The 24,037-nt window shown below is 48.5% G+C and carries 20 protein-coding genes; 10 read left to right on the top strand and 10 right to left on the bottom strand.

The annotated features are described in order from the left end of the window. Positions 1-4: 4 nt before the first annotated feature. The 5 genes from QL234_RS01805 (at position 5) to QL234_RS01825 (ending at position 5,466) form a co-directional block, all read left to right on the top strand. Positions 5-2,341: a methyl-accepting chemotaxis protein gene (locus tag QL234_RS01805; RefSeq protein ID WP_281556154.1), complete on the top strand. Its 2,337-nt coding sequence runs from the start codon at positions 5-7 to the stop codon at positions 2,339-2,341. 11 nt (positions 2,342-2,352) lie between these two features. Next, complete coding sequence (locus tag QL234_RS01810) at positions 2,353-2,925, top strand: chemotaxis protein CheW (protein WP_281556155.1); 573 nt, start codon at positions 2,353-2,355, stop codon at positions 2,923-2,925. After that, on the top strand, positions 2,918-3,739 hold the full coding sequence (locus QL234_RS01815) for a CheR family methyltransferase (RefSeq protein ID WP_281556156.1): 822 nt from the start codon (positions 2,918-2,920) through the stop codon (positions 3,737-3,739). Before QL234_RS01810 ends, QL234_RS01815 begins: the two co-directional genes overlap by 8 nt. Next, positions 3,739-4,251 carry a chemotaxis protein CheD gene (locus QL234_RS01820; protein WP_281556157.1) on the top strand — a complete coding sequence of 171 codons (513 nt, stop codon included), beginning with the start codon at positions 3,739-3,741 and terminating at the stop codon, positions 4,249-4,251. Before QL234_RS01815 ends, QL234_RS01820 begins: the two co-directional genes overlap by 1 nt. A 132-nt stretch (positions 4,252-4,383) precedes the next feature. Continuing rightward, positions 4,384-5,466 (top strand): chemotaxis response regulator protein-glutamate methylesterase, encoded by a 1,083-nt coding sequence (locus tag QL234_RS01825; RefSeq protein WP_281556158.1) that lies wholly within the window; start codon positions 4,384-4,386, stop codon positions 5,464-5,466. Between the two features lie 21 nt (positions 5,467-5,487). On the opposite strand, the gene QL234_RS01830 is transcribed toward QL234_RS01825, so the two are convergent. Beyond that, positions 5,488-7,206 carry a methyl-accepting chemotaxis protein gene (locus QL234_RS01830; RefSeq protein WP_281556159.1) on the bottom strand — a complete coding sequence of 573 codons (1,719 nt, stop codon included), beginning with the start codon at positions 7,204-7,206 and terminating at the stop codon, positions 5,488-5,490. Between the two features lie 20 nt (positions 7,207-7,226). Further along, the gene (locus QL234_RS01835; protein WP_281556160.1) at positions 7,227-7,961 is read right to left on the bottom strand and encodes a DUF3365 domain-containing protein; all 735 of its coding nucleotides are present in this window, start codon (positions 7,959-7,961) and stop codon (positions 7,227-7,229) included. Between the two features lie 315 nt (positions 7,962-8,276). Here QL234_RS01835 and QL234_RS01840 point away from each other — a divergent pair, with 315 nt between their 5' ends. Beyond that, positions 8,277-9,653: a DEAD/DEAH box helicase gene (locus QL234_RS01840; RefSeq protein WP_281556161.1), complete on the top strand. Its 1,377-nt coding sequence runs from the start codon at positions 8,277-8,279 to the stop codon at positions 9,651-9,653. A gap of 108 nt (positions 9,654-9,761) precedes the next feature. On the opposite strand, the gene cobA is transcribed toward QL234_RS01840, so the two are convergent. The 3 genes from cobA to QL234_RS01855 form a co-directional block, all read right to left on the bottom strand. Next, entirely contained in the window at positions 9,762-10,559 is a 798-nt protein-coding gene (gene cobA / locus QL234_RS01845; RefSeq protein ID WP_281556162.1) for a uroporphyrinogen-III C-methyltransferase, read from the bottom strand. A 264-nt stretch (positions 10,560-10,823) separates the two neighbouring features. Next, positions 10,824-13,871, bottom strand: coding sequence for an efflux RND transporter permease subunit (locus QL234_RS01850; RefSeq protein WP_281556163.1), 3,048 nt, complete (start codon positions 13,869-13,871; stop codon positions 10,824-10,826). A gap of 11 nt (positions 13,872-13,882) precedes the next feature. After that, entirely contained in the window at positions 13,883-14,956 is a 1,074-nt protein-coding gene (locus QL234_RS01855; RefSeq protein WP_281556164.1) for an efflux RND transporter periplasmic adaptor subunit, read from the bottom strand. A 365-nt stretch (positions 14,957-15,321) separates the two neighbouring features. Between QL234_RS01855 and bfr (QL234_RS01860) the strand changes: the two genes are divergently transcribed. Both bfr (QL234_RS01860) and bfr (QL234_RS01865) read left to right on the top strand, forming a co-directional pair. Next, a complete protein-coding gene (bfr, locus tag QL234_RS01860; protein WP_281556165.1) occupies positions 15,322-15,804 on the top strand; it encodes a bacterioferritin in 483 nt (160 codons plus the stop codon). A gap of 9 nt (positions 15,805-15,813) precedes the next feature. Next, positions 15,814-16,287, top strand: coding sequence for a bacterioferritin (gene bfr / locus QL234_RS01865; RefSeq protein ID WP_281556166.1), 474 nt, complete (start codon positions 15,814-15,816; stop codon positions 16,285-16,287). A 101-nt stretch (positions 16,288-16,388) separates the two neighbouring features. Here the strand turns inward: bfr (QL234_RS01865) and QL234_RS01870 are convergent, their stop codons facing one another. The 4 genes from QL234_RS01870 to QL234_RS01885 all read right to left on the bottom strand — a co-directional run bounded on the left by QL234_RS01870 (position 16,389) and on the right by QL234_RS01885 (position 20,666). After that, positions 16,389-16,583, bottom strand: coding sequence for a (2Fe-2S)-binding protein (locus QL234_RS01870; RefSeq protein WP_281556167.1), 195 nt, complete (start codon positions 16,581-16,583; stop codon positions 16,389-16,391). A gap of 104 nt (positions 16,584-16,687) precedes the next feature. Then, entirely contained in the window at positions 16,688-17,935 is a 1,248-nt protein-coding gene (locus tag QL234_RS01875; RefSeq protein WP_281556168.1) for an NAD-binding protein, read from the bottom strand. An 89-nt stretch (positions 17,936-18,024) separates the two neighbouring features. Further along, positions 18,025-18,972: a hypothetical protein gene (locus tag QL234_RS01880; RefSeq protein ID WP_281556169.1), complete on the bottom strand. Its 948-nt coding sequence runs from the start codon at positions 18,970-18,972 to the stop codon at positions 18,025-18,027. Positions 18,973-19,127: 155 nt separating this feature from the next. Next, complete coding sequence (locus QL234_RS01885; protein ID WP_281556170.1) at positions 19,128-20,666, bottom strand: PAS domain-containing methyl-accepting chemotaxis protein; 1,539 nt, start codon at positions 20,664-20,666, stop codon at positions 19,128-19,130. Positions 20,667-20,939: 273 nt separating this feature from the next. Between QL234_RS01885 and QL234_RS01890 the strand changes: the two genes are divergently transcribed. Together QL234_RS01890 and QL234_RS01895 are read left to right on the top strand one after the other, a co-directional pair. Beyond that, a complete protein-coding gene (locus tag QL234_RS01890; RefSeq protein ID WP_281556171.1) occupies positions 20,940-22,397 on the top strand; it encodes an NAD-dependent succinate-semialdehyde dehydrogenase in 1,458 nt (485 codons plus the stop codon). A 231-nt stretch (positions 22,398-22,628) separates the two neighbouring features. Beyond that, the gene (locus QL234_RS01895) at positions 22,629-23,441 is read left to right on the top strand and encodes a hypothetical protein (RefSeq protein WP_281556172.1); all 813 of its coding nucleotides are present in this window, start codon (positions 22,629-22,631) and stop codon (positions 23,439-23,441) included. A gap of 150 nt (positions 23,442-23,591) precedes the next feature. Here the strand turns inward: QL234_RS01895 and QL234_RS01900 are convergent, their stop codons facing one another. Further along, positions 23,592-24,011 carry a hypothetical protein gene (locus QL234_RS01900; RefSeq protein WP_281556173.1) on the bottom strand — a complete coding sequence of 140 codons (420 nt, stop codon included), beginning with the start codon at positions 24,009-24,011 and terminating at the stop codon, positions 23,592-23,594. Between the last annotated feature and the right edge of the window lie 26 nt (positions 24,012-24,037).

Genomic DNA, 24,037 nt, shown 5'->3' on the forward strand with positions numbered 1-24,037 from the left:
AGCTATGAAAATGTCGTTACATTTGAAATTGGGCAATAAGGTGATCCTCGCTTTTGTTATTGTGACGCTGATCACTATTATTTCTACTGCTATCCTCAGTTATAACGCCGCCCATGATGCCTTGGTTTCCAGCGCCTTTTCACGGCTGACATCGGTAAGGGAAATTCAAAAGTCCCGGATTGAAGATTATTTTAAAAAGATCCGGGCTCAAATTGTTACCTATTCAGAAGATCGTATGATAGTGGATGCCATGAAAGCCTTTAAAAAAGACTTTAATGGCATAGAGGAAGAGTTGGCTCTGGACGATAAAGCTCTTGCAAGCCTGGATAGTAAACTGCGTGCCGAATATAACAATGAATTTTTAAAGCGGCTGAATAAAAATCTCAATACTAAGGTCGAGCTCAATCAATACTTGCCAAAAAACAGCATCACCAGGTTGCTGCAGCATTTATATATTGTGGAAAACCCGGAGGCAACCGGGGATAAACATAATCTGGATGCCGCCCCGGATGGCAGCAACTATAGTAAAACTCATGCCCGTTACCATCCAATCATACATAATTTTCTGAAGCAGTTCGGTTATCACGATATTTTCCTGGTGGACAATAAAACCGGTGATATTGTTTATTCTGTGTACAAGGAGATGGATTATGCCACCTCATTATTAACCGGGCCTTATAAGAAGAGCAATATCGCGGATGTTTTTCGCAGTACCCGGGACTCTGTTGCAGCAGATGAAATCAAGATTGTTGATTTTAAACCTTATATTCCGACATTTAATGCCCCCGCCTCTTTTATTGCCTCACCTATTTTTGATGAAAATGAGCAGATTGGGGTACTTATTTTTGAGATGCCGGTGGATCGCATTAATAACATAATGACAAATAATAGCCGTTGGCTAGAGGCGGGGTTTGGCGAATCGGGAGAAACTTATCTGGTCGGGGAAGATCGGACCCTGCGCAATCAGACCCGTTTTTTAATTGAAGATCAAAATGCATACATCAAAGTGCTCAGACAGTCGGGTATGGATAGCCAACTTGTTGATAAAATCAACAACATCAGCAGTGCTATCGGTTTGCAACCGGTCAATAGCCAAGGAGTCGAAGCGGCTCAGCAGGGGATAACAGGGCAGGGTATCTTTAATGATTATCGTAACGTCCCTGTGCTGTCTGCCTATGCGCCGCTTGATATTATCGGGGTTAATTGGGTTATTTTAAACGAAGTGGATGAAAGTGAAGCCCTGGCACCTGCTTACGAGCTGAGAAATACGATTCTAATGTCGGCTTTGTTTTTGTTGTTGATTGCCACCACCATTGCCTTGTGGTTTTCCCGTACCATCATTATCCGCCCCATTAATGCCATGTTAACCGCCGCCGAAGACTTACGTTCCGGTGAAGGGGATTTGACCGCCAGGATCCCCGACTTTGGAAGGGATGAGCTGGGGCAAACGGCGCGCTCTTTAAATGGTTTTCTGGAAAAATTGCATGATGTTATTTATGAAATCCGCGATTCTATCCAGGTGCTGACGGTTGCGTCGACGGAAGTAAAAACCACGGCCCATGCGGTAAGTAACGGGGCCTCCCAACAGGCGAGCAGCGTGGAAGAAACCAGTGCCGCCCTGGAGCAGATGACGGCATCAATCGCTCAGAATGCGGAAAGCTCTAAAATTACCGATAATATCGCTTCCAAGGCTGCTACCGACGCCCGCGGGGGCGGCAAGGCGGTGGAGCAAACTGTGTCTGCCATGAAAGAAATTGTTGAGAAAATCAGTATTATTGATGATATTGCTTATAAGACCAATTTATTATCGTTAAATGCCGCCATTGAAGCGGCACGTGCCGGGGAGCATGGTAAAGGTTTTGCGGTGGTTGCCGCTGAGGTCAGTAAACTGGCGGAGCGCAGTCAGATTGCCGCCAAAGAAATCGGCGAGCTGGCGAAAAAAAGTACCGCGACGGCGGAAGGTGCGGGAGAGCTGCTCGATGCCATAGTACCGGGCATAGAACAAACCGCCGATCTGGTGCAGGAAATTGCCAATGCTTCTGACGAACAGGCTGGCGGAGTCAGTCAGATCAGTGAAGCCATGAACCTGGTGGATCAAACCACGCAAAAAAATGCCGCTGCCGCCGAAGAGCTGGCCGCGACCTCGGAAGAAATGAGTAATCGTATTATCCAGGTTAGCCGCTTGGCCTCCTATTTCAAAGTCAGTGAACAGGGACAATCTCCTGCTCCGTCCGTATCTGCTGAAAATGTGTTTAGTCCAGTATCGGGGGATATCGGCAAAGAGGTGTCAAAAGCCCCTCAGGCGAACATCAATAAGCAAGACTTTGAACCCTTTGAATAAGGAGTAAACCTATGTCTGAGCATGAAAGTCATCAAGGAGAAGAAGCTGTGGTCAGTTGCGATCAGTTTCTTACTTTTACCCTGGGAGATGATGAATATGGACTGGATATACTCTCCATCAAAGAAATCATTGAATATGTTGACTTGACCAAGATCCCCCTGATGCCTGACTTTATTCGCGGCGTGCTTAATTTGCGTGGTTTGGTGGTGCCTATTATTGATTTGCTGGCCAGGTTCGGCCATGAACCGGCACAAATTACCCGGCGTTCCTGTTTTGTTATTGTGGAACTGGAAACCGAGGAGGGGCCGCTGGAAGTTGGTATGCTGGTAGACGGGGTTAATGATGTGGTAGAGATCAGCGGTGATAATATCGAGCCGCCGCCTTCATTTGGCAATCAGATCCGGGCCGACTTTATTTTTGGTATGGGAAAAATAGCCGGGCATTTCATTGTATTACTGCAAATAGGTAAAGTATTGTCTATTGATGAGCTTTCGATGCTGAGTGAGATAAACGAGAGCGTTGATCAAGCCTGTAAAGCCAGTCTGAGTGAGCAGGTACAGCAGCAAGACAGTGAAAATGAGTAACATGCTTGATACCAATAAGCTCACCTTAAGCGAACATGTCTTTAATCAATTTAAAAGCCTGATGTTTAAAGAGTCCGGGGTGACGCTTAGCGATGAAAAGCAAGTCATGGTGAAAGCAAGGTTAGCGAAACGTTTGCGTCAATTGCAGCTGAGTAGCTTTGAACAATATTTAAAATTGGTGAAATCCCCGGATAACCGCCAGGAAATACAGCATTTAATTGATGCCCTTACCACCAATGAGACCAGTTTTTTCAGGGAAGCGCAGCACTTTGAATTTTTAGACCACCAGCTGACATCCTTTTCTGTTACTGTGCCGCTTAGGATCTGGAGTGCCGCCTGCTCTACCGGTGAAGAAGCGTATAGCCTGGCGATGACGGTTGCCGAAAACCGCTGCCATCCTGACTGGCAAATACTGGCGAGTGATATCAATACCCAGGTTTTGGCCAGCGCCGGGCTGGGCATGTATGACATGAGCCGGGCTTCCTCCATTCCCCGCAACTATCTGATCAAATATTGCCTTAAAGGCGTACGCAGCCAGGCCGGGCAATTATTGCTCAGTGAGCAGTTAAAACAGCATATACGTTTTATTTTATTGAATTTAGACGGTGAACTGCCGGAAATCGGCCAGTTCCATTTTATTTTTCTGCGTAATGTTTTGATTTATTTCAACGAAACCAAGAGAAAACAAATTATTGACAAAATTGTCGCTAAGTTAAGGCCGGGAGGGTATTTGTTTATCGGGCATTCGGAAAGCCTCAGGGGGATCACCGACCTTTTACGGCCGGTACAGGCAACCATTTATCAAAAATGTTAATGATGCTTTACTTCGGTAATAAAGTGGTGCTCTTACCCGGTGATTTTTATTTTGGCGCACCGGATGAATATCAATATATACAAACCTTGCTTGGCAGTTGCGTTGCCTTAACTTTTTGGCATCCGGTAAAAAAAAACGGCGGTATGTGTCATTTTGTTATTCCAACGGATGTGAACCGGGAGCAGCAGGGAAAGGGGGCTTTGTTAAACGGACGTTATGGCGATCAGGCGATTAAGTTGTTTCAGCAGCATATTGCCTATGAGCAAGGTGACATACAGGAATACCGCCTGGGATTATACGGAGGCATGCAGGCGATAAAGGTGACTGAGGAAAGGGGCATGCAACAAATTGGGAAAATGAACCTGGATTTTGCCCTGGCGCAGATACGGGCGAATAACTGGTTGATTGCCCACAGCTATACCGCAGGTAAGGGAGCTTTAAAAATTCGGATGGATTTGGCGGATGGCCGGGTAGAGGTTGCGACGGTGGCACAACCAGAGGACCCGGCATAAAGCCGGTATAGTTCAAGGGGAGCAAAAGCTGGCAAATGGGTTAGCTGCCTGGCCGGAGCCTGGGCTTCCGGGAAAAATAAAGTGCCTGTTGATATTAGCGGAAAAGGTGATTAGGGGTTATATGAGGTCAAAGTGTCGAAAATTAAGGTACTAATCGTTGATGATTCGGCCACGGTGAGAACTGTGATTGCCAATATTTTGTCTCAGGACCCTGACATCGAAATCCTGGGGGCGGCAGCGAATCCTATTTTTGCCCAGCGTAAAATGGAAAAAAGCTGGCCCGATGTGATTATTCTCGATCTTGAAATGCCGGAAATGGATGGTTTAACGTTTTTAAAACACATCATGTCTACCCGGCCTACCCCGGTGATTATTTGCTCGGCCCATGTGGAGTCAGGCGCCCGGGATGCTATCAAGGCCTTGTCTTTAGGTGCGGTGGAAGTGATCACTAAACCGGCGCTGGGAATCCAATCTTTTTTAACCGAAAATGCCCGGGGTTTTATCCGTTCGGTGAAAGCGGCCGCCTGTGCCAATACCAGCAAGTTAACCGCCAGTGTTGCCGTGGCCGGTGAGCAGGCGGCGGTCAAAAAACAGAGCGTCGGGGCCATTTTACCTTTAGCTAAACCATCGACAAAAGATATCGCCGGTTCCGGTATTAAACTGGTTGCCATTGGCAGTTCAACCGGCGGCACCATAGCTATTGAAAATATACTCAGTCAGCTAAACGATAATATCCCGGCAATACTGATTGTCCAGCATATGCCGGGGAAATTTACCCAGGCCTTTGCCAACCGGTTAAACAATATCTGCCGGCTGACGATCAAAGAAGCGCAAGACGGAGACAGGCTTAATAGCGGTTGTGTTTATATCTCTCCCGGTGACAGGCATATGTTATTAAAATATAAAGATAATCAGTATTATATTCAGTTAAAGGACGGTCCTTTGGTCAGCCGCCACAAGCCGTCTGTGGATGTGTTATTTCGCTCGGTTGCTTCTTGTGCCGGGAAAAATGCCCTGGGGATCATCCTCACGGGCATGGGCAATGACGGCGCACAAGGCATGCTGGAAATGCGCAGGGCCGGGGCCTCGACTCTGGCACAGGATGAAGGTAGCAGTATTATTTTTGGCATGCCAAAAGTCGCGTTGAAAAATGGCGGTGCGATGCGCGCCGTGAGCCTAGCGGATATTCCCGGTGTGATAAGTCAGTTTAAATAATCGGCGTCTCCAACTTCGGCCTTAGACCTTAAACTGGCTTACCAGCTGTTCCAGCTGCCGGGATAATTGCAGTAAGTTTTCCCCGCATTTTACCGTGGCTTTTACCGCTTCCGTGGTGGTGGTGGAGGTATCGCTGATATCCACGACATTCTGGTTGATCTCATCGGCGACTATGCGTTGCTGCTCTGCGGAGGTGGCGATGATGTTGTTTAAATCGTTGATCTCTCCGACCTGGTGGGCGATTTGCTGCAAGGAGCTTTCGGCATTTTCTGCCTGGTTGGCGACACTTTTTACCTCTTCATTGCCTTTACCCATTAAGTTCACTGCCTGGGCGGTACGGGCCTGAAGGCTGGAGATCATAGTATCTATTTCTTCCGTCGATTCCTGGGTTCTTTGCGCCAGGGTCCTGACTTCATCGGCGACCACTGCAAATCCCCGTCCTGCTTCACCGGCCCGGGCGGCCTCAATGGCGGCGTTTAATGCCAGCAGGTTGGTTTGCTCGGAAATACCGCGGATCACGTCTAATACCCCGCCGATTTCCTTGCTGTATTTTTCCACCAGGGTGATGGAGTCGTTGGTATCATTAAACAGCGTGGCTAACCCTTGGGTGGCGGCCACTGAGCTTTGTACCACTTCACGGCTTTCTTCGGCGGTGAGTTTGGCTGAGGCGGTGGACTTGCTGGCGGTTTCGGTATGTCCGGCCACTTCCTGCACCGTAGTCGCCATCTGGTTGATCGCTGCGGCAACCTGGTCGGTGGCTCTTTCCTGGGAGACCACGCCTTCCTGGGTTTCCTGCATTAAATCAACCAGGTAGTTGGTGGCATTTTCCATTTCATCACAGGCGGTTTTCACCTGCAAAATGATATCGGAAAACTGGGTCATCATTTCATTAAACGAACTGCCGGTGACCCCTATTTCATCCATGCTGACGATTTTAAACCTTTCCCTGAGATCTGAATTCAGCTGGATCCGCTCTACCGTGGTACGTAATCTCTGGATGGGATTACAGATCTCCCGCCTCAGTACGATACTAAAGGCGATACTGAGCAGGGTCGATAATATCAGGATCACTATGGTGATGTCCCACATGCTGGTATTTTCCGAGACTATGATATCGGAGGCCAGTTTGACCTTGTTGGCGGAATCGGCAACGGACTGCCCCGCCAGGGTGACTTGCTGGTTGGCTCTACTTAAAGTTTCATCAACATTGGCGGTAAACTCCCGGACCAGGTAATCGACTTCCGAGGCGATAAGACGGGCGTCAGCCGTTAATGAATTACCCCGTACCCGGTTTTCATCAACATAGGCATCAACGGCGTCGAGCATGGTTTGATAAAATAGCTCGGATTTTTCTTTGATTGTCTGGCTAAGGTTTTGGTCTATGCCTGCGAGTTTTTCTAACTGGTTGTTGAGTTTTTGCTGGGAGAGCTCGGCATTTTCTTCCGCTTCATTTAGCCAGCTGACGGTCAGATCTAGCAGCCATACCCGCATATCGGTAAAATGGCGGTCTACGGCAAGAATGACCATTTGTTCATTGACTGCCTGGCGCTGGTTTTGCAGTTGATTGCCCTGGTTGGTGACCGCCGTTATTTGCTGGCTCACTAATCCCTGTTGCTCTTCTATGATGCCCGAAGTTGAATTGACAGTGATCAGGATATAGACAAAAGCTATGGTCACTAAAGCCGAAAAACCGCCACTGGAAAGATTGAGTTTAGTGGCGATAGTCATGTACTTAAACATTTGAGCTCTCCGTTAATCCGTTAATGAAATATGGTCAGACTAATGGCTCCGCCCAATTCATTTAATACCCCGCCTTCTTTTTTGCCGCCGGTGATATCCCGCTCCCCTTTAGGGGTGCCGTGACAGCCCAGGCAGGAAGGCCCGTAATATTCGGGTAAAATAAAACGGAAAGCACTTTTTCCTTTTACCTTAGTATCTTCAAAAAAGGACTTGCCTTTTTCATAATCCGGACTTTTAAAAATGGTTTCTACAACATTATGCTCCCATTTATCCGGGCGGTTGGCCCGGTTTCTGACGTATTTTTTCGGGGCGGTGAGCTTGATGTTCATTTTACCTTTCATGTCCAGACTAAACGTTGTGGCGACCTGGCGGGCAAAGATGGCGGGCAAGAAGCCTTTTAAGCCGGTGCCTTTTTCATTGATCAGATCCTGATTGTCATCCATCACTTTTTTCACGGCATTAAGCATTGCCGCCTGTGCCTGGGTCATTTTGGCTTTAGTGATGGTTTTTCCGGTCGCCTTTTGATAATTTTCCAGGGTTTTATCTGCTACTACCTCTCCGGATAAACCTTTATCACCGATGGCGGCATTGTTGATATGACCCTGATTATCGGAGATCACCTTTCTGGCAGCCCGATATAGTGTGGTCAGTTCTTCACTTATTTCGACATTGGTGGCGGCATATAGCGGCCCGGGGGTAACAAAGATTAGCAGGGGTAGACATAGCAGGATCCTGGCAATAAGGGCATTCATCATCTCTCTCCATAAGATAAGTTAAAGAGTAAAAGCTATTATAAAATGAGTGGTTTTTGTTACTTAGGCATCCGAATTTTTCTGTACTCATAAATGTGGTAAACAATGCACTTTCTGTCAAATTTTGCATGAAAAAATAAATGGCTTGTGCCTGTCTTTTAAAACGCAGGCGGCTAATATTAATGCCAGATGTATCAGTGCTGGATGGTGAGAAAAATACCCTGCTTGCTTCCATTGCCCTGACCGGTTAAATCCGGTATGCTGCACCGCCGCTGATCCGGCACTAATAACAGAGCCAACGCAACAAGAGACATATCTATGAGTTTTTCCTCACTGGGCTTATCAGACCCTATCCTTAAAGCAGTCACGGAACAAGGTTATGAGACGCCGTCTCCGATACAGCAACAGGCGATCCCTGCGGTTATCCAGGGCAAGGATGTTATGGCCGCAGCACAAACCGGTACCGGCAAAACGGCGGGGTTCACCTTGCCTTTGCTGCAAAGATTAGCTCAAGGGCAGCAAGTTAAGGCCAATAATGTCCGTGCCCTGGTGTTAACCCCGACCCGGGAGTTGGCGGCCCAGGTCAGTGACAGCATCAGTACTTATGGCAAATACCTGCCGCTGCGCTCAACCGTGGTTTTTGGCGGGGTGAAAATCAACCCGCAAATGATGCGCCTGCGCCAGGGGGTTGATATCCTGGTGGCCACCCCGGGGCGCTTACTGGATTTGTATAACCAAAATGCCGTCCGTTTCAGCCAGCTTGAAGTGTTGATTTTAGACGAAGCCGACCGCATGCTGGATATGGGCTTTATCCGCGATATTAAAAAAATACTGGCCCTGTTACCCAAACAAAGACAGAACCTGCTGTTTTCTGCGACTTTTTCCGATGAAATTCGTGAGCTGGCCAAGGGGTTGGTGCATAGCCCGGTAGAAATTTCCGTTACCCCGCGCAATACCACGGCAGAAAAAATTACCCAGTGGATCTCTGCGGTAGATAAAAAGCGCAAGCCGGCCCTGCTGACCCATTTAATTAAAGAAAATCAATGGCAACAGGTACTGGTATTTACCAAAACCAAACACGGCGCCAATAAGTTAACCCGACATTTGGAAGCCGAAGGCATTAAGGCGGCGGCGATCCATGGTAACAAGAGCCAGGGCGCGAGAACAAAGGCCTTGGCGGCTTTTAAGGATAAGAGTATTGAGGTGCTGGTAGCAACAGATATTGCCGCCCGTGGCATAGATATCGATTTACTGCCCCAGGTGGTTAATTTTGAGTTACCCAATGTGCCTGAAGATTATGTTCACCGCATTGGCCGCACCGGGCGGGCGGGCGGCAGCGGGCAGGCGGTTTCCCTGGTGTGCGCCGACGAGCATAAGTTATTATGCGATATCGAACGTTTGATCCAGCAAATCATTCCCCGTAAGGAAATTGACGGTTATGTGCCGGTTAATGAACTGCCGGAGTCCCGGCCGCTGCGTCCCAATAAACCGAAAAAGCCGAAAAAACCGAAAAAACCTAAGGTTGAACATAAAGACGGGCAAAGATCCGGTGAAAATGCCCGGGGGCATAAACCTGCAGGCAGGCATGGCGATAAAAACTCTGCGAATCGCAGGTCTTCCACTAACCGGAACAGGCGCCCGGCAAATAGTGGCAATGGCAATAAGTCGGGTGGTAACCAGCGCAAACCGGCTTAACGGCTGATAAACAGGCGTTAAGCGCAGGCAGTGCCGGTCCGGCGGGGATGGCTATACCAGCTTGTCTGGCTGTTGCTGCCTGATGTCGCTGATTAAGGCAAGTTTGCTTTAACTTGCCGATAAATAACCTAAATTTTTCAGGTAATCTTCATTAAAAGTATCAACAACATCCCCGATCACGATTAAGGTCGGGGGCTTGATGTTATGGGCGGCAACCAGCTTGCTCAATTGGCTGAGCTGCCCCCGGATCACTTGTTGATCCGCCTGGGTGCCTTTTCTGATCAGGGCGGCTGGGGTTGATGGCACCCGGCCGGCATCAATCAGCTTATCGGCAATAATATCCAGGCTTTTTACTCCCATATAAAATACCAGGGTTTGTTTGGCATCATTAAGGATCTGCCAGGGCAGGTCGAGTTCGCCGCTTTGTTGTAAATGCCCGGTAATAAAGGTACAGCTTTGGGCAACCTGGCGATGGGTGAGGGGAATGCCGACATAGCTGGTACAGGCTGAAGCCGCCGTGAGCCCGGGAACGACATGAACCGCGACCTGGTGTTCAAGCAGGTATAGGGCTTCTTCGCCGCCACGGCCAAAGACAAAGGGATCGCCTCCTTTGAGGCGGACAACTTTTTTCCCCCGGCGGGCATGTTGCACCAGCAAATCATTGATGCCTTCCTGCGGTACCCTGTGGTCCGCCTGCTTTTTACCGACATAGACCTTCTCGCATTGGCGGGGCAGCAGGGCCATAATCGCTTCGCTGACCAGGCGATCATAAATAACCACTTCCGCCTGCTGGATAAAACGGTAAGCCTGCAGGGTAAGCAGATCCGGATCTCCCGGACCAGCGCCCACTAAGGCAACTTCACCGGCTAAAAAGGGCTGTTTATCGGGATTTAAGCTGTTGATCATGAGTGCTCCAGCGCAGGTCATGCATTTTTAAGGGGGAAAAATGCTACTTCAGCGGCTATTTTAGCGTGTTTTATGTATAACATACTAGTTCACTATTTTGATTTGTTATTCTAAATGGTTATATGTGGTGATGGCTATAGTGCGTTAGCTGCTATTGGGCGAAAGTCCGCTCTGGCGGATGAACAGGGGAAGTAAATCGTTTTTTACCGGCGAGCCGTGCAGTTTCTTAATCCGGCTTATTGCCAGGCGGCAGGGAGGCTGTAGCTATGCTAGCGGCCGGCTATGCCTGCCCAATTGCAATAAACTGGGCAAAAACAGCAGGGTAAACAGGGTACTGATACTCATACCGCCGACGATAACGGCGGCAATACCGCGATAAAGCTCTGCGCCGGCGCCGGGGATCAATAATAACGGCAGCATGCCGCAAATACTGGTTAAGGTACTCATTAATATCGGGCGCAGCCGCAAACGCACCGCCTGCTCTACCGCCTTGCGGCGGCTCAGGCCCTCTTCTTCGCCGCTGCGGGTCTGATAGACCAGTAAAATGGCATTATTGACCACCAGGCCCAGCAAGATCACGAAACCTATCATGGTTAATAAATCCAGTGGCTGAAAGATCACCAGATTCGTTAGCTGTAACAACCCCAGGCCGCCGACGGTGGCCAGCGGTATGGTCAGCACCACTAGCAAGCTGTCTTTGAAGGATTTAAATAATGCGGACATTAACAAATAAAGAATAAGTAATGCCAGGAGAAAACTCTGGCTCATATTCGCCAGGGCCTCGGTGAGGGCTTCGGCGCTGCCGCGAAAAGCGATAGCGCCATTGTTACTCAGGCGGGCCAGTATTGTCGGCTCTGCCCGGCTTTTGAGTTTGGCAATGGTTTCTTCCAGGCTTAAATTAGCCGGGGGGGTAACCTGCAGGGTAATGGTGCGCTTGCGGTCGATACGGCGGATAGAGCTCGGGCCGGCGGTACGCTCGAGTTCAACCAGTTCCGCCACAGGTTGTATGCCTGCCTCTGGTGTAAATAAAGGGAGCGCGGCCAATTCTTCCGGTGTTTGCCATTGCTCTGCGCGTAAAAAGACATTTAAGCGTTTTTGACCGTTAAAAAAGTCCCCGACATACAGGCCTGTGCCCAGGGCACGTGAAATTGCCGATACCTGTTGTCGGGTCCAGCCGGCTTCTGCCACCCTGCGTTCATCGGGGATCAGGCGAAGTTCAGGCTCCGCCAGGGTTAACCCCGGCACCGGCCTGATTTGCGCCCCGGGTAAAGTTTCATTAATAACGCGATAACCAATACGTGCCGCCTGTAATAATTCATCCACCTGGTTGCCCTGAATATCGATATCTATGCGCCGGCCACCGCCGAGATTGCGAAATAACTGGGCTTGCGTGGCAAAAGCCAGGGTATCGGGAAAACCGGCGAGCAATTCGCTATTGACGATTTGTACGATTTTCTGAATGTCGTCGGCATTTTCCCCACGCCCGCCCATAAAGCCGAAGCTGCCGAAAAAACCCATCCAGGTATGGGCAATTTTTGGCTGCTTCTCTCCTTTAAGGTAGGGCATCAGCCTCTGGTTTACTTTATCGCTAAGCTCGATACGGGCTGCCGGGTAACTCAGACCCGGCGGTGGCATGATAAAGGCCTGAAACTGGTTTTGGTTGCCTTTGGGCAGGTAATCAACTTTCGGGAAGATCAGGTAGCTGCCGGCGACGGAAAAAAGTAATAACCCGAAAATCCAGCCATAACGCCTGGCCGGGGTGGCGGTGAGTAACATTATGCTCTGGGTGATATGATGCCACCAGTGACTATGGGGATCTGATGTTGATACCCGGGTCAGTAATTTTCGTGCGGCGCTCGGTAAAACCGTGACGGCAATTATCAGGGAAGCAGAGATAGCCACGGCTATGGTAATGGCCAGATCGGCAAACAGCTGGCCCGAGACTTCCTCGAGAAAGGCGATTGGCAGGAAAATGGCTATTGTGGTTGCAGTGGAGGCAAGCAAGGCGCCCCAGACCTGGCTAGCCCCTTGCAATGAGGCTTTTTCAGGGGGCAGTCCCTGCTCCCGTAAACGCACGATATTTTCCAGCACCACGATGGCGGCATCGAGGACCATGCCGACGGCAAAAGCCAGCCCCGCCATGGAAATAATATTCAGGCTGCGGCCGCTGGCATACATGACGATAACCGTAATGATGATGGAGATGGGAATTGCGACAGCGACGATCAAGGTGGCGCGAAATTTACGCAAAAACCACCACAGGACGCTGATGGCGAGCAGGATCCCCAGCAGCAGGTTATTCTGTACTAAGGTCATAGAGCGGCCGATATAGATACTTTCATCATACATCTGAATAAGTTCCAGGCCTGCTTGTTTCAGGGGCCCCCGGTTGAGCTCCGTTTTTGCCGCTTTAAGGCCATGCATGACTTTAATGACATTAACCCCTTGTTCCACCTGGGCATTCATGGCTATTGCCGGTTCGCCGTTCAGGGTCAATATCCCGGTCCTGTCGGCGAAAGTCATCTCAACCCTGGCGACATCCCTGAGCAGCACCGGGCGGCCGTCACGCCATTCCAGTACCATTTCTTCCAGCTGTTTAATGCCGTACTTTCCGGAAAACCTCAGGGTGTATTTTCGCCTGCCGACGTCATTAAAGCCGCCTGAGCTGTCGGTATTACCGGCTAACTTTTGTGCCAGCTCTGGTATGTTTAACCCTAAAGCCGCTGTTTTATAGGGATTAAAAGAGATTCTTAATTCGCTGGACAGGCCGCCGAAGGCATTGGTTTGCGAAATGCCGGCAACCCGCTCCAGTCGTGTCTGGATCACTTCTTCGACATAATCCTGGTAAAAAGAGATATCCCGGTTATTGCCGGGCAGGGGCTTGAGGGCAAACCAGGCAATAGCGGTAAAAGTACTGCTGCCGCCGACGGCAATGATAGGCTCATCGGCATCCGGGGGATAGCTGGGGACCTGGTTTAAGGCATTCATCACATCGATTAATGCCCGCTCCAGGTTGACGCCGGTACGATAGCGCAAGGTGATACTGCCCCGGCCCTGGCCGGAGTCGGATTCAAGGGAAACCAGGCTTTGCAGGCCTTTTAATACATCTTCCTGGCGCTCGATGATCTCTGCTTCCATTTCTTCCGGCGCGGCGCTGCGCCAGTTGGTGGAGATGGTGATCATGGGCTGGCTGATATCCGGGGTCAGCTGTACCGGCAGCTTGAACAGGCTGATCCCGCCGAATAAGGCGGCGAGCAGGATGCCGACCACGACTGCGGTGGGATTTTTCAGGGAGAGGGCGGTTAGTTTCATGACACTAAGTCCTACTGTCCCGAAATTAACTCTTGATTGTTTTGCTTTATTTGTACTGCCTGTCCGGGTTTGAGGCGTTCGGCCCCGCGGATCACTATATTATCTCCTTCCTTGACATCTCCTGTCACTTGCACCAAATTACCGGCCCCGATGCCGACCTCTATCGGGATTTGTTCTGCCTGGTTTTCCCGGTTGATCCTGAAGATGCTCGCCCCCTCGCGCCTGAGCACCAGGGCATCCCGGGGCACGGCAAGTACCGCTTTGCTCTCGCCATAGGCAATGGCGACTTTTATATCCAGGCCAATCGGCCAGTCAAAGCCGGACATATCCAGGCGGACTTCCATTAAGTGGGAACGCTGATCTGCTACCGGGATCAGGTTTTTTATGCCGGCTATGCCCCTGCCGAGCGGCGATTCAACGGCCAGATCTTCGGCTTTTTGTAAATAACGGTAGGCGGTGAGGGGAGCAAATACCGAGGCTTCGATGTTTTCGGTTTCAACCAGGCGGATAATGGCGGTGCCATCTTTGACATATTCCCCCAGGTTGCTGAGCCGCTCTACTACTAAACCGTTAAAGGGGGCTTTTAAGCGGGTAAATGCCAGGTTTTGTTGGGTTTGGGCGAGCTTGGACTCGGCAATGGTCAGTTCACCCCGGGCAATGTCTCGCTGGGAAATATTTTCGTCCAGATCTGTGATCGCCGACAGGTTAATTTTTGCCAGGGTTTGCTTGCGTTTGACTTCCGATTGTAAAAAGGCCAGTTTGGCTTTGGCATTTTCTATGATGGCAAAATCCTGCTGCTGTTGAATGAGCAATTGGCTATCGTCTATCTTGGCCAAAATATCCCCTTTCCGTACCCGAGTGCCGGGCTGGGCCAGGGTCACCAGGCGGCCGGAGACTTCGGCGGCTATTTGTGAATTGTTCGGGCTGACAACAGTACCGGATACCCAGGAAACCGGAGATAAAGAAGTTATTTTTGCCGGTACGACATTGACGCTGGCGGGAGGAAATCCCTGAGGGGATGCCGCTAATGGCATAAGCAGCATAGCAGCAAAAGCGAGTGTGTTTACATACGAGGTTTTTCCCATATCTGCTTCCGCCAGCCTTATGCCATAAACCCTGAGCGTGATTGCTTTCCCGTAAACTTTTTATGCCAGAACCTTTATTGATAAAAATAATTGACGGTAGCTGCTGTCGCGGGCTTGTGATTTATTGATATTTACAGCCAAGGAAAGCTCTTGTTGAAGAACTGACAACTGCAAGCTGCTGGTTATATTAAACTTGTTTTTGCTTCTTTATCGATTTTATTTCCTCTGCCTTTATCATAATGAGACACATTCGTAAAAACTTCAAATTTAAGGACTTTTTTCTTGATTACTGCCTTCCCTTGCCTGAAAAATACCGGGTTATCATCTAGGATTACTAGTGACGTAAACTGAACAGGAGATAACAAATGAAAGGTAATGATAAAGTAATCGCCAGCCTCAACGGTTTATTGCATAACGAACTGGCTGCCATCGATCAGTATTTCACCCATTCAAGAATGTACGATGATTGGGGGCTAAAAAGGTTGTACCACCAGTTGGATCATGAAATGCAGGAGGAGATCACCCATGCGGATGCCCTAATCAAACGGATTTTATTTTTAGAAGGTACGCCTAACTTAAAGGATCGCCGGGATTTGCTGATCGGCAATGATGTGCCCAGCATGCTGAAAAATGATCTGGTGCTGGAAATGGAAGTCGTGGCGGCATTAAAAGCCAGCATTGAACTATGCGAGCAGGAAAGTGACTTTCAAAGCCGGGAAATGTTAGAGAAACTGCTCGAGGATACCGAAGAAGATCATGTCTATTGGCTGGAAAAACAGCTGGGGTTAATCGATAAAGTCGGATTGCAGAATTACATTCAATCCCAAATGTCAGGCGAAAGTGAATAAGGCGAAATTATGAAAGGTGATAGCAAGGCAATAGCCTTATTGAATAAAGCGTTAGGTATTAAATTGGTAGCGATTAACCAATACTTTCTTCATGCCCGTATGTATAAAAACTGGGGTATAGATGAATTGAATGAGGCGGATTACGATCAATCTATTTTAAAAATGAAACATGCCGATAAACTTATCGAGCGGATTTTATTTTTGGAAGGTTTACCTAATTTACAGGATCTGGGGCGGTTATTTATCGGTGAGAATACCCCGGAAATGTTAAAGTCTAATCTTGAGCTGGAGCATAACTGCCGGGAAATTCTTCAGGAATTGATCCGTGAATGTGAGTTGATGAAGGATTATATCAGCCGGGATTTAGGGGAAGATCTGCTTGAAGATGTCGAAGAGCAAATTGACTGGCTTGAAAGTCAAGAGTACCTGATTGCTCATGCCGGGCTGGAAAATTATATCCAGTCAAAAATGGGAGATGATTAACGATTTGTTTTAATTTTTCACCTAAAAACGGCTGAATAAAAGGCGCCGGAATTAAGACTGTTGGCTGCCAAGCATAACAACCGGGCATTTGCTTAAGCGTGTCAGGCTACGTCTGCCTGCGCTTCTGCTATTTGCATCAGTTTAGTGTTGAGGATCTTTTTCGTGCACTGGCAGCACTTTCCGCATTGTGAGCCGACTTTAAGCTCAGCAGTAAGCTCTTTCATGGTATGTGCACCATCGTCTATGGTCTCTGCTATTTTACTGTCGGTTACACCGTGACAAATACATACGTACATAAATTTTCTTTGTCAGTTTAATTAATCTTGAACACATCATAATCTAAGTGAGAATGATTATCAACTTTGTTAACCTGATTTAAAACAAAGTTTTTGTTTCTTTATTACTCACGGGTCCAGCTGTCGGGGATATTTTCTTTGACCAGCTGGGTGATACTGACATTGGTAATATTATGCTCCTTGCCCACTTCTTGTGCGAATTCAGAGGGTTGATGGCTTCGGGCAATGATCAGTGCCTTGGGATACTTGCCCCTGAGCCATAAGGCGGTACGCAAATTATCTTCTGCCGATCCCGTGCCTAAAATAATGACCGGCTCCACCTGGGTTAAATCGACTTGAGTACTGAGCTTTTGCCAGACTTCCGGATGGGAGATATTGCCTTCAAAGACTTCGCGCCGTTCAAAATTAGACAGGTGTAACTGTTCATCCACCACCAGCACCCGACGGTTGGCATCGACATCGATAATGGCCAAAGTATCAATTTCCTGTTTCGCATGTTGCTGCAACTCTTCCAATACGGTCTGGCCGAATAAGCCGAACCCGGCAAGCACCACCACATCTTTGGGTTTGGTTTGCTGGAAGTGCTGGATTAATTTGTGTTTGACCAGGCCGGCGGCGGCAAGCTGGTAGGAGTTAAAATTGATGCATTGCTGGGCGACATGGGAATTGGCCATGGAACGCATAAAGCGGATACTGGAGCAGTGAATAACGATTTTTTGTGCCAGTTTGGGCTCGAGCTTGAGAATTTTATTGGCTGTTTCATAGCTTTGAAAGTTATCTGCCCCCAGCAGCAAGACCCTGGCGGCCTGGTTTAAGCGCAGGCGTTTGAGAAAAAAGCTGTGGTTGATATCGCCTAAAATCACTTTAGCATTAAATTGCTGGCGCAGTTCATCCCTTCTCAGGGGCTCCATGGCACTGTCTATGATCAGCACAGGGACTTTAGGGGAGTGTTCGCGCAGGGCTTTGAGGTAACTGATAGTCAGATCATCTGAGCCGATAATCACCAGATGATTTTTAATACGTTTAAGGCGCCACCTGTGGGGCTCCAGGGTTTTGATCAGGGCCTCAATCAAGGTCGAAGCGGTTAAGATCGGTGCGCCGAAATAGCCTACCCAAAGCAGAAAACGGCCGACCACATGTCCCCCTTGAGGTAAGCCGACATCCAGTCCTCCCATCACAAAAAAGCCCAGGCTGTAATAAGCCTTGGTCAGTATATCGGCATCCACCGCACCGGGGCGCTCGCTCAAGGAAACCCCGAGATGTAAACCCACTAAAGGACACAGGAAAAAAAACAGTGCCGCCGGCCAGCGCCAGCCGATAGTTAACGGGGAAAAACCTGTGAAATGCTGCAAAAATTCACTCCAGTAATATTAATAACCACTTGCCGCCAGTTTTTGAAAAAGCAGGGAAGCAGCAGAATAAAGGGGATTTACCGCAGCTGTTAATCCTGCAGCCTGATATCCGGGCTTGGTGTTGGCGTCGCTTGCTGAATTTGCTTGTTGGTGCCGTATACCTGGTTGTAATAGCGGGCCATATCCTGCCTGGCGGATTCACTGACCCAGTTGATATGGCTGTTAAAATAATCATCTCCCCGGCTGATTTTTTCAATGATTTTATCTATTTTATTTACCAGAATAAGCCCCTGTGGTGTTTTTGAGCAAAGAATATATCCGAGCACATAGGGTGGGGACTCTGCGATGGCGAAACTGGTGATTAAGGGGTTTTTGCCGCCATCCGGGCGGTAGCGGTCGAAGATGCTCGGATATTCAAAAATAAAGTCTACCCGATCGGCAAACAACATATCTATGATACCACTTGCCATGTCTTCACCGGCGCGGCTCCAAAAGTGTTTCTTCCAGGCAGGAGCTGAGATTAAATTATCCAGTTGCCCGGTATAAGACCTGCCGTTGACGACCCCGAATTTGGCCGCTTTGATTTGTGTTAATATCTGCTCCACCGATATTGCCTGGCGCTCATCCAGCAGCTCTTTTATTTCATTGAAGTAAATGGAGTTCTTTTTCAGATAAAGGCGCAAGCCGGGATAAATGGACTGGGGATATTTGCTGGCGTAGCTGAAATTGAGCCTTTGCTCGGAAACGGTTTTATTGCCGGTACAGGCATGGTTTTTACTCTTAAGCAGGTTAAAAGCGCTGTTGGTGTTGGCGTAGAGCACCCGGGTTTGGTATTCCTCCAGGCCGTCTAATATCATGGTCATGGTTTCCCCCATGATATCCATGTTTTGTGAGTGTTTCTCTGTCGGGTTAAAAAAACTGGAATGGGTCAGCCAAAGCAGCTCCTGGGCACCGGCATTAAAGCTGACACCGGAAAATAGCGCGAGCACCAGCGAGCAGAAAATACCTTTTGGCATTAATGAAGTGAAAAAAGACATAAAAAATGGTTATCCCGGATCACGGCTTTAATCGGCCTGGCATGCCAGGGCACAGCTAAAATACTTATCGGCGGATAAGTTTATCATTATCCTGCCCTAACTAAAAAGTTATAAAAAGCAGGATAATGACATCAAGATCATAACAGCGCAAGACGCTATTTAAAGGTGGTACTTAAGGCATCTATTTCTGCGGCGCTATGATGAACCCCTAAGCCATGCTCATTGACTTGTTGTGCCCTCTGGGTGTTCTCGCGTGAGATATCGTCAATGGTATGGATACTTTGGGTGATCTGGGCGGCAACCAGGTTTTGTTGCTCGGTGGCGGTGGCAATTTGTGCGGTAATATCGCCAACACCATTCATCATTTCGGTGATATCCGCCATGGTTTGCTTGATTTGGGTAGATTCCTGGCTACATTCCTCGGCATTGTCTTTGCTGCTCAGCATGGCGACACTCCACTGTTTTAAAGTGCTCTGCAGCTCAACCACGGAATCCTGAATTTGTACCGCGGCATCCTGGGTTCTGCTGGCTAAGGTTCTGACTTCATCGGCGACCACAGCAAAACCGCGTCCCTGCTCCCCGGCTCGGGCAGCTTCAATGGCGGCATTAAGGGCCAGCAGGTTGGTTTGATCGGCAATCCCCTGGATTTCCGCCATCAGGGTGGAAATTTTATCTGCGTCCGCCACTAAGCCATTGGCGCTTACCGAGGCATTGCCAACCTCAGAGCTTAACGTGGAAATTTTATCCTGGCTGGCATTGATCACTGCAATGGCCTGCTGACATTCCGTTTGTACTTCCTGGACCTTGTCATGGGCATAAGTGGTATTTTTACTGACATCTTCGATAGTGGCGCTCATTTCTGTGATAGCGGTGGCCAGCTGCTCCAAATGATTATTCTCATCAAGCAAACCTTCGAGGGACTTGGAGGAGTTTTGGGTTAATGTGGTTGATAAATCGAATATTTTCTTTCCGGTATCATGGCTGCGTCCTAAGATGGTCCTGACCTTGGCCTGCATTAATTTCAGGGAGTAATCGGCAATGCCGCTGGCCCCTTTCCCCGAATAGATATAGCGGGACGGGCTGTCAAAAGAATCTTGTAATTCTTTGATATATTTGGGCAGTCGAAACAGCTCATCAAAGTAGATGGCAAACAGGCCGGCAATCAATACCAGTTGCAGTAATGCTGTGGTTGTATTTTCCCCATATAACCAGGTCAGTAAAAAGGTGAATAAAAACAACAGAATTGCCAAGGTTCTTTTTAAAGAAAAATTGGCGCCAAAATCAGAAACCTGTTTGCCCTGATTGATTTGGCTATAAAGTTCTTGCGCCTTATTTTTTTGCTCTTGCGTCGGGCAACAGCGTACCGACTGATAACCTATGATTTTATTATTTTCATATAAAGGCGTGACATAGGCATCAACCCAGTAATAGCTGCCGTTTTTACAACGGTTTTTTACCATGCCGCGCCAGGAATCTCCGCGCTTGAGTTTTTGCCATAAATCATAAAAGGCGGCCTTGGGCATATCCGGGTGGCGTACTATATTATGGTCCTGGCCGAGCAATTCCTGATAGCTGTAGCCGGCAACCCGGCAGAAGCTTTCATTGGCGTAGGTGATTTTTCCTTGGGTATCTGTGGTAGAAACGAGCTGTTCGGATTCTGGAAAGGTGACTTCACTGTCAACGGATTGATTCATAATGTGTTAAATAGCAAAGAGCGGAATAATAAAGATAGCGCATTTTTACTATTTTTGATTTAAATACAAGAAGTTTAAATTAATTATGCAGCCTTATTGATTTAGATCAAGGTTTTTATTTTTAGTTGTGGCATGGGGATGAGCAATTAGTAAATACCACTTAGTTTTTTTGTTAATTTCATCAAATATGCGGAGTATTTAATATAATAGTCCTTTTTCTGTATTTCACTGTATGATAAGCGATTATTTTAAAATGAATAACATGGAGGGTCTATGGAGCTGTTAAAGGATACTGCCTTATTTAAGCAGGCTTCTTTTGTAAATGGTGCCTGGTTAAGTGCAGAAAGTTTTTTTTCCGTGACCAACCCGGCAACCGGTAAGGTGATCGCTGAGATCGCGGATGCAGGAGTTGTTGAAGCCGAACTGGCGATACAGGCGGCAAAAAATGCTTTTAATACCTGGTCGTCGTTATCGGCGAATGAAAGGGGAAGTATCCTGCGTCGCTGGTTTGAGCTGATTATCCTGCACCAGGAAGATTTGGCGCGGCTCCTGACCCTGGAGCAGGGGAAACCCCTGGCCGAAGCGAAAGGAGAGATAAGTTACGGCGCCTCCTTTATTGACTGGTTTGCCGAGGAAGGTAAGCGGGCTTACGGGGATGTTATTCCGATGCCGTCCGCCGATAAGCGCCTGGTGACCATTAAGCAGGCGGTGGGCGTGGTGGCTGCTATTACGCCGTGGAACTTTCCCCATGCCATGATTGCCCGTAAGGCGGCTGCAGCGTTGGCAGCCGGCTGTACCTTTGTGGTTCGGCCCGCCAGCCAGACCCCGTTATCGGCACTGGCCATGGCTGAACTGGCCCAAAGAGCGGGGGTACCTGACGGGGTTTTTAATGTCGTAGTGGGAACTGCTGCCCGGGCGATCGGCAAGGTACTGACCGAGCACCCGGATGTGGCCAAATTTACCTTTACCGGCTCGACCGCGGTGGGGAAAGCGCTTATCAGTCAATGTGCGGGTACGGTCAAAAAAGTCTCAATGGAATTAGGGGGCAATGCGCCTTTTATCATCTTTGATGATGCCGATCTCGATGCCGCAGTGCAGGGAGCGATTGTCTCCAAATACCGTAATGCCGGGCAAACTTGTGTCTGTGCTAACCGTATTTTTGTCCAGGAAAAAGTTGCCCGGGCTTTTACCGATAAGTTCGTTAAAGCGGTGGCTGCGCTTAAAGTCGGGGATGGCCTGGCGCAGGATACACAAATAGGTCCTTTGATTTCCCCGCAAGCAGTGACTGACGTTGATAGCCTGGTAAATAGCAGTTTGCAAGGGGGAGCTGAACTCTTGCTTGGCGGAGAGCGCCACGCGGCAGGAGAGTATTTTTATCAGCCAACGGTTGTTGCTAAGGTGACCCAGGACATGCCATTGGCACAAGAAGAGATTTTTGGCCCTGTCTCGCCTGTGATCACCTTTAAAGACGAAGCCGAGGTACTGGCTATGGCTAACGATACCGACTACGGGCTGGCGGCTTATTTTTATGCCCGGGATATCGGCCGTATCTGGCGTGTGGCAGAAGGGCTGGAATTTGGCATGGTGGGGATCAACGAAGGTATCATCTCTAATGCGGCGGCGCCTTTTGGCGGCATTAAGCAATCGGGCAACGGCCGGGAAGGTTCGCGTTATGGCCTGGAAGATTATATGGAAATAAAATATTTATGTTTTGGCGGGCTGGATAAATAACTGTTGCAGTTTAGGTATTGATTGTTGCTAATGCTTTTGTGCTGACGAGTGATGTTTGTATAAGCAAATCACAGTAACAAGACAACGGACGTTCAGATGTTAACCCTATGAAGAGTGAATTTAGGGGGGTAAAGCAGTGCAGGGGAATAAAGGGTATAACCTCCCTGTGAAGCTGGTTGATTTTTGCCTATGCTAATGAGTACACACGAGCAAGTAAGGAGTCAGCCTCCTTTGTTACGCATCACTTTATTTCTGTTAGCTTTTGTTTTCACTGCTTTTTCTTCGTTGGCGCAGAAGCATATTATTGCCGGCGCCGAGCTTACCTCTTTATTTGAGAAAAATGGCGTTGAAGATGTCGATGGCAGTATCAATCATGGCGTTTATTACGACATTATTAATCTGCTCTTGCGCGCTACCGGGCTGGATAAAGACTACCAGCTGATGGTTTTCCCCATGGCAAGGGCGAAAAGGGGTTTTGTTAATGAGAAGTTTGCCTGCTATAGCCCGGGGATCGAAACTTTTGATAACCCGCAAAACGAATTATCCGGGTTAAGAATTTTAAGCGGTGAACCGATAAACCAGGCCATTGTCCGTGTGGTTTCCCGTTTTAATGAGCCACTTGTTGATAGCGTTAATGATATTGATGAAAAGGATGCCCTTAGCCTGGTCAGGGGGGTACCGATCAGCGGTAAAATGGAAGTGATGCTAAACCGGGCCGGGAAAGTGTACGAGGTGGCCACCGAGTATGAAAATATCATGATGCTTAAATTGAACCGGGTGTCCAGAATTATACTTTTTTATCCCGATGCCATAGATGCCTATGAAAAACTTAATTTAAAACAGCACTACCCTTACCAACTGGCATTTACCCCGCTGATTCTCAATGACAATATTATTTGTCATCAAGAACATGAACAAGCTTTTCGCTTGATGGAAGCTGAGTTGAAGACGTTAAAGTCGTCAGGCAAGCTGAAGGCGATGATGGGGAACAAGTATATGATTGGCTCTGAATATGTTCAGCTGGAGCCAGGCCAGGAATACTAGGTGCCGCAATCATGTGGTGCCGGGGACTGTTGCCAGACCGTAAAGTGTTCAAATGACATTATGGTAACCATGCAAAATGTCATGTCGGGCAAATCAGTTTTGTGTTTGCCCGGCGGCGAGCATGAGCATAAAGGGGGTGACAGGCATCATTTACTCTTTAACCTTTGTCGCCAGCAAGGTGAGCCAGACTAATAAACAGACTTTAGTCAGTTCGGCGCCCAGATAAAGCCAGTGATGGTTGCCGCCCAGATGTATGCCCTGTTCAATATAAATGGCGGCCTGGTGGTTTAGCTGGGGCAGCAGGTAGTATGACTGGTAACTGAATAATACCAGCAGGGACAGGGAGAGTATCCATAAGTCCCTGGTTTTGCAGTACAGGACTGTGATTAACAGCGCCAGCATCAACAGCCACTGGAAGGTATCAAAGGCGTTAAATACGGTGCGGCCAACATCCAGGCCGATCCGCAGATCCACCAGGGAAGCATTGAATTTAACCTTGGCTTCCATGGTGATGGCGCAAATGGCGCCAAGCCAGAAGCAGCTGAGTAAAGCAAGAAGTCTTTTTGACATTAAAACGGTTCCGATTTAAGCTAGAT

It is taken from the genome of Thalassomonas sp. RHCl1 (assembly GCF_947387555.1).
Classification (GTDB): Bacteria; Pseudomonadota; Gammaproteobacteria; order Enterobacterales; family Alteromonadaceae; genus Thalassomonas.